The following is a 15,333-nucleotide window of genomic DNA, read 5'->3' as shown; positions in this document are numbered from 1 at the left end:
AAACGCGAATCCGCCGGGGTGGTGACCACTGCTCACCACCCCGGCGGATTCACGCCCTTTACCTGGTCAGACGGTTTCTCGCAGCCAGTCGGTCAGCACACGGACCGTCGACTTCTCCCGGCCGCTGATCAGCGTGAAGTGGTCGCCGGGCGCGGGCAGGGCGACGTGGTCGGTGCGCCACGTCGGCTGCACGGCCCTCGGCCTGCCCTCACCCATCTCATCGGTGGCGTGCAGGAACAGCACCGGCGCCTTGACCTCCGGCGGCGTCCAGCTCTCGCTCTCCCGCATGTACCAGGACATCGCGGTCAGCTTGGTGAAGTCCATGTAGCCGGCGAACTGGTCCCCCATCGCCAACGCCTCGCGCAGCGTGTCGCCCTGCGCGGTGGCGTTCCACGCCTTGTCGCCCGGCGCGAAAGTGTCGATCACCACCACCGCGGCCGGATGCACCCCGGCCGCCTCCAGGTGGCTGGCCACGGTGAACGCCATCATGCCACCGGCCGAGTGACCCAACACCGCGAACGGTTCGTCGGTCACGTGCGGGATGGTGGCCTCGGCCAGCACCTGCGCGGCGAGGTCGAACGAGGCGGGCAGGCCCTCGTCGTCCATGAAGCCGGGGTTGGGGAAGGCGAGCAGGTCGTGCGCGCCGTTGAACTCGTGGCCCAGCCGGATGTACTGGTGCACGCCGCCGAGCAGTGCGTAGGAGGAGTACGCCAGCAGCTTCAGCCCGTCCCCACGGGCCAGCGTGATCGGCTGCGGGACCCTGGTCGCCCCCGACACCGTGTCGAAGGTGTCACGCAGCTTCGCCGCGGCGTAGACCACTGCGAACGCCTCGTCTTCCTTGCCGTTGCGGCTACCGGCCCAGTACAGGTCGCCGAGCGTCTGCCCCGGGATCGCGGCCGCGGGCTGGGCGGTGGTCGTCGCGGCGCCGTCGAGGGAATCCGCGAGCTTCTCGTGCAGGTGACGCGACAGGTCGACGGGCAGCGGATAGTCGAACACGATGGACGCCGGCAGACGCAGGCCGGTGGCCGCGTTGAGCGCGTTGCGCAACTGGAGCGCGGTCAGGGAGTCCAGTCCCAGCTCGCCCAGACCCTGGTTGGGGTCGATGGACTCCGGTCCGTCGTGCCACAGCACAGCGGCCGCGCAGGAGCGGACCAGGGTGAGCAGCGTCTCCTCCCGCTCGGCGGCCGACTTGCCGGCCAGCTCACGCAGCAGGCCGCCGCTGTCGGCGCCGGTCGCCGCGCTGCGCCTGGTGACCGGCGCGGACACCCCGAGCAGCTTGGCCAGCGTCGAGCCCTGTTCCCTGATCGTCTTCATGTCCAGCGCGGCCGGGACGACCAGCGACCGGTCGGCGCGCAGCGCGGCGTCGAACAGCCGCGTTCCCTCCACAGTGGACATCGGGACCAGGCCGCCACGGGCGATGCGGTCCTGCAAGCCGCCGGTCAGCTCGCTGCTCTCACCCCACAGGCCCCACGCGAGCGAGACGCCGGGCCGGCCGGCGGCGCGGCGACAAGCCACGAGGGCGTCCAGGAATGTGTTGGCGGCGGCGTAGTTGCCCTGCCCGGCGGCGCCGATCGCGCCGGAGATCGAGGAGAACACCGCGAACATCCGCAGGTCCTGGCCCCGGGTCAGCTCGTGCAGGTGCCAGGCGGTGTTCGCCTTGGGACGCAACACCTCCGCCACGCTGTCCGGGGTGAGCGACTCGATCACGCCGTCGGCGATCACCCCGGCCAGGTGCACCACGCCGGTGAGCCGCTGGTCGGCCAGCACGGCGGCGAGCGCGTCGCGGTCGGAGGTGTCACAGGCCACGATCCGTGCCGTGGCGCCGAGTTCGGCCAGCTCGGCCACTAGCTCGGACGCACCGGGCGCGTCCATTCCCTGCCGGCTCAGCAGAATCAGCTCGCGCGCGGAGTACTCGGCGGCCAGATGCCTGGCGAAGACCTTGCCGAGCGTGCCGGTGCCGCCGGTCAGCAGCACGGCGCCAGGACCGCTCAGATCCACCTTGTCCGTGGAAACCGGCTGGACCCGCGCCAACCTGGGCACATGGATCACGCCATCGCGCAGCGCGAGCTGGCTCTGTCCCGAGGCCAGCGCCGCCGGCAGCGCGGCCCGCGAGGACTCCGTGCCGTCGACGTCGATCAGGATGAACCGGCCGGGGTTCTCCGCCTGCGCGGAGCGAATCAGGCCCCACAGCGCGGAATTCGCGAGATCGGTGACGTCGCTGTCGGCGGTGGCGGCGACCGCGCCGCGCGTGACGATCGCCAGTTGGTGATCGACCACCCGGTCGTCGGCCAGCCAGGACCGCACATGCGTCAGCGCCCGGTCGATGGCGGCACCGAGGTCGGCCGTCGGGTCGTCACCACTGCCGACGCACGGGAGCACCACGTAGTCGGGGCTGGTGATACCGCCGGCCACCGAGGCCATCAGACCGTCGATGTCGAGGGCCGTCCAGACAGCGCCGGCGGCCAGGCCCAGGTCGGCCCCTTCGTCGCCGTCCAGCACGGCCCAGCGCGGGGTGCTGGCCGGCGTCGGCGCGGCCAGCGGGACCCAGTCCATCCCGTACAGCGGCTCGGCGCCCGCGTCACGCGCCGCCGCACCGCTGACTTCCTTGAGTTCCAAGGATTCCACGGTGAGCAGCGGCTGGCCGTCGAGGTCGGCGAAGGTGATCGCCACGCCGTCGCCGGCCGGTGTGAGCCGGGCCCGCGCGGCGGCGGCGCCGGTGGCGTGCAGGGTCACGCCGCTCCACAGGAACGGCAGCGCGGTGTCCCGCTTCTGCACGCCGACGCCCAGCCCCAGCGCCTGGAGGCCGGAGTCGAGCAGCACCGGGTGGATGCCGAACCGCTGCGCGTCCCGGACGACGCCGTCCGGCAGGGCGATGTCGGCGAAGACCTCGTCGCCCAGCCGCCACGCCCTGGTCAGGCCCCGGAACGCCGGGCCATGGTCGATGCCGGCCTCGGCGAATGTCCGGTAGACGGCCGTGGTGTCGGCTTCCTCGGCGCCGGCCGGCGGCCACTGCTCCAGCGTGTCGCCCTCGACGCCGTCGGCGGCGCGCACACCACCGGTCGCGTGCAGGGTCCAGTCCTGGTCGTCCTCGGGCCGGGAGTGCACGCTGACCGGCCGGACGCCGTGCTCGTCGGCCGCGCCCACAATCACCTGGAGCTGAACACCGTCCTGCTCGGGCAGCACCAGCGGCGCGGCCAACACCAGTTCGTCGATCCGGCCACAGCCGACCTGGTCACCGGCCCGGACGGCCAGTTCCACGAACGCGGCGCCGGGCAGGATCGCGTTGCCCAGCACCACGTGGTCGGCCAGCCACGGCTGGGTCCGCGTCGAGAGCCGGCCGGAGAACACGTATCCGCCCGAGTCCGCCACCACGGTGATCGCGGCCAGCAGCGGATGGTCGGCGGCGGTCAGACCCGCCGCGCGCAGGTCGGTGGCCACCTCGGTCAGCTCGACCCAGTAACGGTTGTGTTGGAAGGCATACGTCGGCAGGTCGATCCGGCGGCCGCCACAGTCGGCGTGGATCCGCCGCCAGTCGACCGGACCGCCCTGGACATGGAGCTCCGCCAGGGCCGCGGTCAGGGATCGGGTCTCGTCCCGGCCGCGACGCAGCAGCGGCACCGCGCCGTCCACCATGCCGGCGAGCACGCTGTCCGCCCCGACCTCCACGAACCGCGTCACGCCCTGCTCGGCCAGGAATCCAGCACCGTCATGGAAGCGCACGGCCTCGCGGACGTGACGCACCCAGTACTCGGCGTCGAACACCGACACCAGCTCGCCGGTCAGGTTCGACACCACCGGGATCTCCGGCCGCCCGTAGGTCACACTCTCGGCGACCTGGCGGAACTCGGCCAGCATCGGATCCATCAACGGCGAGTGGAACGCATGCGACACCTTCAGCCGCTTGGTCTTCTCGAACCGCGCCGCCACCGCCAGCACAGCGTCCTCAACACCCGACACCACAACCGACGTCGGCCCGTTGATCGCCGCAATCGACACACCGTCAGTCAGGTGCGGCAACACCTCGGCCTCGGTGGCCTGAATCGCGACCATCGCGCCACCCTCGGGCAGCGCCTGCATCAGACGACCGCGTGCGGCCACCAACGTGCACGCGTCCTCCAACGACAGCACACCAGCCACATGCGCCGCCGCCAACTCACCAATCGAATGCCCCACAACGAAGTCCGGCTTGACACCCCACGACTCCAGCAGACGGAACAACGCCACCTCGATCGCGAACAGCGCCGGCTGCGTGTGGCCCGTCTGGTCCAACTCCGGACCACCGTTGAACATCACCTCACGCAGACCAGCGTCGAAGTGCGTGAGAACGGCGTCCAACGCCTGCGCGAACACCGGGAAGGCCGCATGGAGCTCCTTGCCCATGCCCGGGCGCTGTGAACCCTGACCGGAGAACATGAACGCCGTCAGACCGTCGACCGCCGCGCCGGTCACCACATCGGCACTGACCGCGCCGGCGGCGAGAGCCCGCGCACCCGCCGCCGGGTCGTCACCGAGCAGGACGGCGCGGTGCCCGAACATCGGCCGGGTGGTCATCAGCGACCACCCGACATCGACCGGGTTGCGGCCGTCCGCGAAGGACGCGATCCGGTCGGCCTGAGCCCGCAGCGCCTGCTCGGACGTCGCCGACAGCACCCACGGAACAACGCCCTCCGGCGCGGGCCGCTCACTGTCGTCCCGGCCGGGAGCTTCCTCGATGATCGCGTGCGCGTTGGTGCCGCTCACCCCGAACGACGACACTCCGGCCCGTCGCGGCCGTGCCCCGGCCGGCCACGGCACGGCCTCGGTCAGCAGCTCGACCCGGCCGGCCGACCAGTCCACATGGGACGACGGTTCGGTGACGTGCAGGGTCTTCGGCAGCACTCCGTTCTGCAGCGCCAGCACCATCTTCATCACGCCGGCGACACCGGCGGCGGCCTGGGTGTGGCCCAGATTGGACTTGACCGATCCCAGCCACAGCGGCTTGTCCCGGTCCTGGCCGTAGGTCGCGAGCAGGGCCTGGGCCTCGATCGGGTCACCCAGCGCCGTGCCCGTGCCGTGCGCCTCGACGACGTCCACATCGGACGTCGAGAGGCCGGCGCCGGCCAGCGCCTGCCGGATCACCCGCTGCTGCGACGGACCGCTCGGCGCGGTCAGGCCATTCGAAGCACCGTCCTGGTTGATCGCGCTTCCGCGCAGCACCGCCAAGACCGGGTGACCGTTGCGCCGGGCGTCGGACAGCTTCTCCAACAGGAGCATGCCGCAGCCTTCGGACAGGCCGATGCCGTCGGCGTCGTCGGAGAACGCCTTGGACCGCCCGTTCCACGCCAGACCGCGCTGCCGGCTGAACCCGACGAAGATCGCCGGCGTGCCGATCACCGTCGCGCCGCCGGCCAGCGCGAGCCGGCACTCCCCGGCCCGCAGCGCCTGCGCGGCCAGATGAAGGGTCACCAGGGACGCCGAGCACGCCGTGTCGACGGTGACGGCCGGCCCCTCCAGTCCCAGCACATAGGAGATCCGGCCGGAGATCACGGCGGCCGAGTTGCTGGTCCCCAGGAAGGTGTCGGTGTCCTTGGCGTAGGCGAGCAGGCCCGAGTAGTCCTGGCCGTTGGTGCCGGCGAACACACCGACCCGGTCGCCCCGCAGGGTCGCCGGGTCGATGCCGGCCCGCTCGAAGGCCTCCCACGACGTCTCCAGCAGCAGCCGCTGCTGCGGGTCCATCGCGATGGCCTCGCGCGGCGAGATGCCGAAGAACGCCGGATCGAAGTCGCCGGCGCCGGCCAGGCTGTAGCCATCGGTGGCATAGGTGGCGCCCGGCGCGTCCGGGTCCTCGTCGTACAGCGCGGCCAGGTCCCAGCCCCGGTCGGCCGGGAACGGCCCGGCCACGTCGGTCTCGTCGGCGAGCAGCCGCCACAGGTCCTCGGGCGTGTCAACGCCGCCGGGGAAGCGGCAGCTCATGGCGACGATCGCGATCGGCTCCGGGACTCCGGCCTCCAGCTCGTGCAGCCGCCGCTTGCTCTCGTGCAGCTCCGCGGTAACCCGCTTGAGGTAGTCCAGGAGCTTGTCTTGATCCGCCATTGCCTCGGCCTCTTCTAGTCGGTGTGTCCGTCGGCGGGGTGGGCCGGGTCAGGCCAGCCCCAACTCCTTGTCGATGAAGGCCAAGACCTCGTCGGACGTCGCGTCCTGGAGTTTCTCGGTGACGGTGGTGGCCGCCGCCGCGGTCTCCGCCGCCCGCGAGCCGAGCTTGTCCGCGAGCGCCCGCAGCCGCACCACCAGCCTGCTCTCCTCGATGTCCTCAGTGGACAGTTCGGAGAACAGGGATTCCAGCCGGTCCAGGTCGAACTGCTTGGGCGCCGCCCCGGTGAACAGCGAGTCCTTCAGGTGACGGGCGAGCGCGACCGAGTTGGGGTGGTCGAACACCAGGGTGGCCGGCAGTTTCAGCCCGGTCGCCCCGTTGATGCCGTTGCGCAGCTCGACGGAGGTCACCGAGTCGAAGCCCAACTCCTTGAAGGCACGGACACTCTCCACGTCCTCCGCCGACCCGTGACCGAGCACGGCGGCGACGTGCGAGCGCACCAGTTCCAGCAGCGCCCGCTCGCGGTCGGCGTCAGAGGCGTCCGCCAGCCGGTCCACGATCGTGCCGGCCGCCGCCAGCTGGTCGACCGCCGCCGTCAGGGCATGCGCGTCGACCAGGTGTTCCAGGAACGGGCTCGGCCTGGTCGCGGTGTAGGCCACCGAGAACCGCTTCCAGTCGATGTCCGCGGCCAGCAGGAAGGTCTCCTCGTGGTCGACTGCCTGCTGGAGGATCGTGATGGCGCGGTCGGACGGCACCTCGGGCACACCGTGCCGGCGCAGCATTTCCTTGACCGCGTCCTCGTCGGCCATGCCGCCGTCCGCCCAGGGACCCCACGCCACCGACGTCGCCGGCAGGCCGAGCCCCCTGCGGTGCTGGGCCAGCGCGTCGAGGAAGGCGTTGCCGGGCGCGTAGTTGCCCTGTCCGGACGCCCCGAAGGTGCCGGAGAAGGACGAGAACAGCACGAACGCCGAGAGGTCGCGGTCCTTGGTCAGCTCGTGCAGGTGCCACGCGGCGCCCATCTTGGCCCGCAGCGCGTAGTCGATCCGCTCGGGCGTGATGCGGTCGACGGTGCAGTCGTCCAGCGCCGCGGCCGTGTGCACCACCGCGGTCACCGGGTGGTCGTCGACCAGGCCGCGCAGGGCCGCCGGGTCGGTGATGTCGCAGGCCACGATCGTCGTCTTGGCGCCGAGTTCGGCCAGCTCGGCCTCAAGCTCGGCCGCACCCGGCGCCGCCGCCCCGCGCCGGCTGACCAGCAGCAGGTGCTCCGCGCCATTGACCGCCAGCCACCGGGCCACGTGTGCGCCCAGCACACCGGTGCCACCGGTGATCAGGACCGTGCCCTCCGGCCGCCAGTTCCGCTTGGCCGGCGCACCGGTCATCGGCGCCCGCACGAGCCGGCGCACGTACACGCCCTGGCTCCGGATGGCCACCTGGTCCTCGCCGTCGGCGCCGGCCAGCACACCGCAGAACCGCTGCACGGCCCGCTCGTCCAGCTCGGCCGGCAGGTCGATCACACCGCCCCACCGGCTCGGGTGCTCCAGGCCGACGATCCGGCCGGCACCCCAGACCAGCGCCTGCGAGGGGTTCGCGAGCTGGTCGGTGGCGCCGGTCGACACCGCGCCACGGGTCACGCACCACAGCGGGGCGTCCAGGTCCACGTCGCCCATGGCCTGCACCAACGCGATCGTGGCGGCGTATCCGCTCGGGACGGCCTCGTGGCCGGCCAGCACCCGCTCGTCGAGCGGCAGCAGCGACACCAGGCCGTTGACCGAACCCGGGACGGTCCGGAGCTTCTCGGCGAGCCCGGCCCGGTCGGCGGAGTCGAGATCCACCGCCACCGTGACGACTTCGGCCCCGCGCTCGGTCATGGCAGCGGCCAGGGCGTGCTGGCTCTGCTCGTCCTCCGGCGTCACCAACACCCAGGTGCCGCCCAGCCTGCCCGACCACGAGCCGCCGGCCGGCTGCCACTTCACGTGGTAGCGCAGCGCATCGGTCTCCGAGTCCGCACGCCGCTGGCGACGCCACGAGGACAGCGCCGGCAGCAGTTCGGTGAGACTGGCTTCCTGGCTGGTTCCCCGGACGTCCAGGAGATCGACCAGCGTGTCCAGATCGTCCTGCTCGACGTGCTCCCAGAACCCGTCGGCGACCGGCGCCTCGCGCTCGGCCAGCAGACCGCCGCTCAGCTCCAGCCAGTAGCGCTGGTGCTGGAAGGCGTACGTCGGCAGCTCGGTGAGACGGCCGGCCACCGGCCAGGTGACGTCGACGCCCCGCGTCCACAGCTCGCCGGCCGAGGTCAGGAACCGGGCGAGGGTGCCTTCGTTGCGGCGCAGCGAGCCGACGGTGACCACGTCGTCGTGGTCGATCACCGGCGCCAGCACCGGGTGGGCGCTGGACTCGACGAAGACGCCGAAGCCCTGCTCCACCAAGGCGGTCACCGCCTCGTCGAAGCGAACAGTCTGACGCAGGTTGGTGTACCAGTAGCCGGCGTCCAGCTGTGTGGTGTCGGCCCAGTCGGCCGTCACCGTGGAGAAGAACGGGATCTGGGACGCCTGCGGGGTGATCGGCGCCAGATCGACCCGGAGCCGGGCCTGGATTCGCTCCACGTGCACGGTGTGCGAGGCGTAGTCCACCGGCACTCGGCGGACCCGCACGCCGGCGGCCTCGTAGCGGGCCACCAACTCGTCAAGGGCGTCCGGGTCACCGGCGACCACGGTGCTGGTCGCGCTGTTGACCGCCGCCACCCACACCCGCTCGCCCAGCTCGATCTCATCGGCCGGCAGGCCGACCGAGACCATGCCGCCCCGGCCGGCCAGATCGTCCCGAATCGCCAGGCTACGCAAGGCGACCACCCGAGCCGCGTCCGCCAGCGACAACGCGCCGGCCACCGCGGCGGCCGCGATCTCACCCTGCGAGTGGCCCACCACGGCCGCCGGGACGACGCCGTACGAGCGCCAGAGCGCGGAGAGGGAGACCATCACGGCCCAGGAGGCCGGCTGGACGATGTCCACCCGCTCCAACAACTCCGCGTCACCGCGAAGGACCTCGATCAACGACCAGTCCACGAACGGCGACAGCGCCGCCTCGCACTCCGCGATCCGCGCCGCGAACACCGGCGAGGAGTCCAGCAGCTCGACGGCCATGCCGGCCCACTGCGAGCCCTGGCCGGGGAACACGAACGCGATCTTGCCGGTGGCGCCGACCGTGCCGGTCACGGAACCGGAACCCGCGGCGACGTCTCGAACGCCGGCCAGCAGCTGCTCGCTGTCCGCCCCGATGACCACCGCGCGGTGCTCGAACACCGACCGGGCGTTCAGCAGCGAGAAGGCGATGTCGTTGGCGTCAAAGCCGTCGCCGACCGAGTCGGCCAGCCGTGCGGCCTGGTCGGCCAAGCCCTGCGCGGTCCGCGACGACAACACCCACGGGATGGGGGTGTTCTCTTCGCGCTTCTCGCTGCGGGCAGGCAACTCGGGCCCCTGCTCCAGGATCACGTGCGCGTTGGTGCCGCTCATGCCGAACGACGACACACCCACCCGACGAGGCCGGCTGAACTCCGGCCACGCGCGCGACTCAGTCAGCAGCGAGACCTTGCCGGCCGACCAGTCCACATGGGACGAAGGCTCGGTGACGTGCAGGGTGCGCGGCAGCACCCCGTGCCGCATGGCCATCACCATCTTGATCACGCCGGCGACACCAGCCGCCGCCTGCGTGTGACCGATGTTCGACTTGACCGACCCCAGCCACAACGGTTCTTCGCGGTCCTGGCCATAGGTGGCCAACAGCGCCTGGGCCTCGATCGGGTCACCCAGCGTCGTACCGGTGCCGTGCGCCTCGACAACGTCCACATCGGACACCGACAGGCCGGCCTGGGCCAGCGCCTGCCGGATCACCCGCTGCTGCGAGGGACCGTTCGGGGCCGTCAGACCGTTCGACGCACCGTCCTGGTTGATCGCACTTCCGCGCAACACAGCCAGAATCGGGTGACCGTTGCGCTGGGCGTCGGACAGCCGCTCCAGTACCAGCATGCCGACACCCTCGCCCCAGCCGGTGCCGTCGGCGTCGTCCGAGAACGCCTTGCAGCGACCGTCCTCGGCCAGGCCCCGCTGCCGGCTGAACGCGGTGAACGTGCCCGGAGTCGACATCACGGTCACACCACCGGCGAGCGCGAGCGAGCACTCCCCCGCCCGGACCGCCTGCGCGGCCAGGTGCATCGCCACCAGCGACGACGAGCACGCGGTGTCCACGGTCAGCGTCGGGCCCTCCAGGCCCAGCGTGTAGGCGATCCGGCCGGACATGACGCTGGCCGCGTTGCCGGTGCTGGCGTGCGCCCCCAGGTCCTGGTCGGTGAACATGAACAGGGTGGAGTAGTCCTGGCCGTTGACACCGACGAACACACCGACCGGGCTGCCCTTCACCGACCCCGGTGCGACACCCGACCGTTCCAGCGCCTCCCACGACGTCTCCAGCAGCAACCGCTGCTGCGGGTCCATCGCCACCGCCTCACGCGGCGAGACCCCGAAGAAGCCAGGGTCGAAGTTCCCCACACCGTCGAGGAATCCGCCCTCACGCACGTACGACTTGTCCACGGACCCCGGATCCGGGTCGTACAGGGACTCCACGTCCCAGCCGCGATCGGCAGGGAAGCCGGCGAGCGCGTCGACGCCCTCGGACACCAGGCGCCACAACGCCTCCGGCGAATCGACCCCACCTGGGAACCGGCACGCCATACCCACGACCACGATCGGCTCGTCGTCGACCCGGGCCGAGACCGGGGTCAGCGACACGTCAGCCGAATCACCGACCAGTTCCTGGCGTAGGAACTCGGTCAGGGTTGTGGCGGACGGGTAGTCGAAGATCACTGTCGCCGGCAGGCTCAGGCCCGTCGCGGCGCCGAGGACGTTGCGGAACTCCACCGCGGTCAGCGAATCGAAGCCCAGGTCGCGGAACGCGCGGTCGGGCTCGATAGCCTCCGGGCCGGCATGTCCCAGCACGGCGGCCGCGTGCGCGCGCACCACGGTCAGCAGCCGGCGGACCTGCTCAGCCCTGGGCAGGCCGGCGAGGTCGCCGCCCAGCGAGGGGGCCTGCGCCTGGGGCCGGTCGGCGACCTCGGGCAGGTCGGCGATGAACGCGCTCGGCCGGACGACGGTGTAGCCGGGAACGTAGTTCTCCCAGTCGATGTCGGCCACCACGGCGGTCGCGTCACCGGAGGCGACCGCCTGGGCCAGCGCGGTCAGCGCGAACTCGGCGTCCATCGGCGGCATGCCACCACGGCGCATCCGCTCGGCGGCCGTCGGGTCTGCGGCCATGCCGCTGCCGGCCCACGGACCCCACGCCACCGAGGTCGCCGGCAGTCCGGCGGCCCGGCGGGACTCGGCCAGCGCGTCCAGCCACGCGTTCGCCGCCGCGTAGGCGGCCTGGCCGGGGGCGCCGGCCGTGCCGGCGAACGAGGAGAACAGCACAAACGCGTCCAGCTCGCCGGACAGCTCGTGCAGGTTCAGCGCGGCCTGGGCCTTGGCCCGCAGCGCGGTGGAAAGCTGTTCCGTGGTAACGGAATCGAGGATGCCGTCGGCCAGCACACCGGCGGTGTGCACGATGGCGTTCGGCGACACCTCAGCGATCAGGCGCGCGACCGCGTCCCGGTCGGCGACGTCGCAGGCCAGCACGCTCGCCCGCACGCCGAAGCCGACCAGCTCCGCCTCGATCTCGCCGGCGCCGGGGGCATTGGGCCCCTGCCGGCTGACCACCACCACGTGCTCGGCGCCGTTCGCGGCGACCCACTTGGCGACGTGGGCCCCCAGGGCTCCGGTGCCGCCGGTGACCAGCACGGTGCCGCGCGGCTGCCACTTCTCCTGCTCCGTCGCGGACTTCACGGCCCGGGCCAGCCGGCGCACGAATACGCCGTTGGCGCGGACCGCAACCTGGTCCTCATCGCCGTCGAGACCGGCCAGCACCGCGACCAACCGGGCGATGGCCCGGTCGTCAAGCTCGGCCGGAAGGTCGACGAGACCGCCCCAGCGGTCGGGGAGCTCAAGCGCGGCCGCCCGGCCGAGACCCCAGACGGCGGCCTGGTCGACGTCGGTGAGCCGGTCCCACCGGCCAGCCGTCACGGCACCGCGGGTGACGCACCACAGGCGCGCCCGCGTGTCGGTGTCGCCCAGCGCCTGGATGAGGGTCACGGTCAGGGCCAGACCCGTTGGCACGTCGGAGTTCGTGGACTCGGCCAGCGCCAGCAGCGACACCACGTGGTCGGGCCGGACGTCGAGCGCGCCCAGCCGCTGGGTGAGCGTCTCGCGGTCCTCGTCGGCCTGGACCGGCAGGGTCGTGACCGTGGCGCCGTGGGAGCGCAGTGCGTCCTGGACGGTTTCGTCACAGCCGGCCGGGGCGATCACCAGCCAGTTGCCGGACACCACCGGCGAGGCACCGGGAATGACCGGCTTCCAGCCGACCTGGTACCGCCATAAGTCCACAGTGGAGCTTTCCTGGCGGTTGCGGCGCCAGGTCGACAGCGCGGGCAGCACCGAGCTGAGCGGGGTGTCCGCGTCGACACCGAGCGCACCGGCGAGGTCCCCGCCCTCGACGATCTCCCAGAACCGGCCGTCCTCGACGGCTTCGGTGGTCTCGGCGGCGAGTTCCGGCCCGGCCAGCCAGTAGTGCTCGTGTTGGAAGGCGTAGGTCGGCAGGTCGGTCCGGGTGACGCCGCGGCCGGCGAAGAACTTGGCCCAGTCCGGGGACAGTCCCGACACGTGCAGGCGGGCCAGCCCGGTCGTGACCGCCTCGACCTCGTCGCGGTCCCGGCGCAGCACCGGCACCGCGCCCTCGATCATGCCGGCCAGCACGCCACCCGGGCCCACCTCGACGAACCGCGTCACACCGTTGCCGCGCAGGTATTCGACGCCGTCGTGGAAGCGCACGGCCTCGCGGACGTGACGCACCCAGTACTCGGCGTCGAACGCCGGGACCAACTGACCAGTCAGGTTCGACACCACGGAGATCGACGGCCGCCCGTAGGTCACACCCTGGGCGACCTTGCGGAACTCGGCCAGCATCGGATCCATCAACGGCGAGTGGAACGCGTGCGACACCGTGAGCCGCTTGGTCTTCTCGAACTTCGACGCCACCGCAAGGACTTCGGCCTCGACACCGGACACCACAACCGACATCGGCTCGTTGATCGCCGCGATCGACACACCGTCGGTCAGGTGCGGCAACACCTCGGCCTCGGTGGCCTGGATCGCCACCATCGCGCCGCCGGTCGGCAACGCCTGCATCAACCGAGCACGCGCGGACACCAGCTTGCACGCGTCTTCCAACGACAGCACGCCGGCGACATGCGCCGCCGCCAACTCACCAATCGAATGCCCCACCAGGAAGTCCGGCTTGACACCCCACGACTCCAGCAACCGGAACAACGCCACCTCGATCGCGAACAACGCAGGCTGCGTGCAACCAGTCTGGTCCAGATCGGCGGAACCCTCGAACATCACCTCGCGCAGACCGGCATCCAGGTGCGCCAACACCGCGTCCAACGCCTCGGCGAACACCGGGAACGCCTCGTACAGGCCCTTGCCCATACCGACCCGCTGCGAACCCTGACCGGAGAACATGAACGCCGTCTTGCCGGCGGCGGCCACCCCGGTGACCAAGCCGGTCGCGATCTCACCGGTGGCCAGTGCCCGCAGCGCGGCGCGCAGCTCGTCCGGCCCGGAACCGACAAAAACCGCGCGGTGCTCAAGGCAGGACCGGGTAGTCGCCAGTGCACGGGCCAGACCGACGACATCGGAGTCCACAGTGGACACAAGAGTGGCGGCCTGGGCCCGCAGGGCCGCCTCGCCCCGACCCGACACCAGCACGGGCACGATGTCGGAGGTCACCGTGACCGGCTCGGGCTCGCGGGTGGGCTCCGGGGCCTGCTCGACGATGACGTGCGCGTTGGTGCCGCTGATGCCGAACGAGGAGACGCCGGCCCGGCGCGGGCGCTCGCCCGCCGGCCACGGCTGCTCCGAGGTCAGCAGTTCGACCGCGCCGGCGGCCCAGTCGATCTTCGGGGACGGCGAGTCCACGTGCAGCGTCCGGGGCAGCACGCCGTTCCGCATGGCCAGGACCATCTTCATCACGCCGGCGACACCGGCGGCGGTCTGGGTGTGACCGATGTTGGACTTGATCGACCCCAGCCACAGCGGCCGCTCGCGATCCTTGCCGTAGGTGGCCATCAGCGCGTGCGCCTCGATCGGGTCACCCAGCGTCGTGCCGGTGCCGTGGGCCTCGACGGCGTCCACATCGGACGGTTTGAGGCCGGCGCTTTCCAGTGCCCGCAGGATGACCTGCTGCTGCGAGGGACCGTTCGGGGCCGTCAGACCGTTCGACGCGCCGTCCTGGTTGATCGCGCTTCCGCGCAGCACCGCCAGAATCGGGTGACCGTTGCGCACGGCGTCGGACAGCCGCTCCAGCAGCAGCAGGCCGGCGCCCTCGCCCCAGCTGGTGCCGTCGGCGGCGGCCGCGAACGCCTTGATCCGGCCGTCGGCGGCCAGGCCGTTCTGCCGGCTGAACTCCGAGAACAGGCCGTGCGTGGCCATGATCGTGACCCCGCCGGCCAGCGCCAGCGAGATCTCGCCCTTGCGCAGCGCCTGCGCGGCCAGGTGCAGGGTCACCAGCGAGGACGAGCACGCGGTGTCCACGGTCACCGCCGGCCCCTTCAGGCCGAACACGTAGGAGACCCGGCCGGTGATCACCGCGTTCGAGGTGCCGGTCATCAGGAAGCCGGCCACGCCGTCGGGCAGCTCGGCCAGGCCGGCCCCGTACCCGGTCGCGGTGGCGCCGATGTACACGCCGGTGCTGCTGCCCTTGAGCGAGTGCGGGTCGATGCCGGCCCGCTCGAACGCCTCCCACGCGGTCTCCAGCATCACCCGCTGCTGCGGGTCGGTGGCCAGCGCCTCGCGCGGCGACATGCCGAACAGGGACGGGTCGAACTGCGCGGCGTCGTGGAGGAAGCCGCCCGCGTGGGCGTAGTCGGCCTCGTGCGCCGACTCCGGCCAGCCGCGGTCGACCGGGAAGGCCGACATGCCGTCCACGCCGTCGGCCAGCATCCGCCAGAGCTGTTCGGGGGTCTCGATCCCGCCGGGGAACCGGCAGCTCATCGACACGATGGCGATGGGCTCGCCGGCCCGGTCCTCGACATCCCGCAAGCGCCGGGTGGTCTGCCGCAGGTCCGCGGTGACCTTCTTGAGGTAGCCCAGCAGCTTTTCCTCGTCAGCCACGTCAAGTCCTTT

General features: G+C 71.8%; 1 protein-coding gene and 1 pseudogene. Both read right to left on the bottom strand.

The genetic code is table 11. The features are described 5' to 3' along the window. Window positions 1-66: 66 nt before the first annotated feature. Window positions 67-6,072 carry a type I polyketide synthase gene (locus JJ691_RS50730; protein ID WP_211766485.1) on the bottom strand — a complete coding sequence of 2,002 codons (6,006 nt, stop codon included), beginning with the start codon at window positions 6,070-6,072 and terminating at the stop codon, window positions 67-69. Window positions 6,073-6,120: 48 nt separating this feature from the next. Continuing rightward, window positions 6,121-15,312, bottom strand: a pseudogene (locus JJ691_RS50725) (type I polyketide synthase); the annotation flags it as partial. Between the last annotated feature and the right edge of the window lie 21 nt (window positions 15,313-15,333).

Origin of the sequence: Kutzneria sp. CA-103260 (genome assembly GCF_018263855.1) — a bacterium.
In the GTDB taxonomy this organism is placed as follows: Bacteria; Actinomycetota; Actinomycetes; order Mycobacteriales; family Pseudonocardiaceae; genus Kutzneria.
The sequence above is the reverse complement of the archived record's forward strand: the minus strand, read 5'-3'. Positions and strand labels throughout refer to the sequence as shown.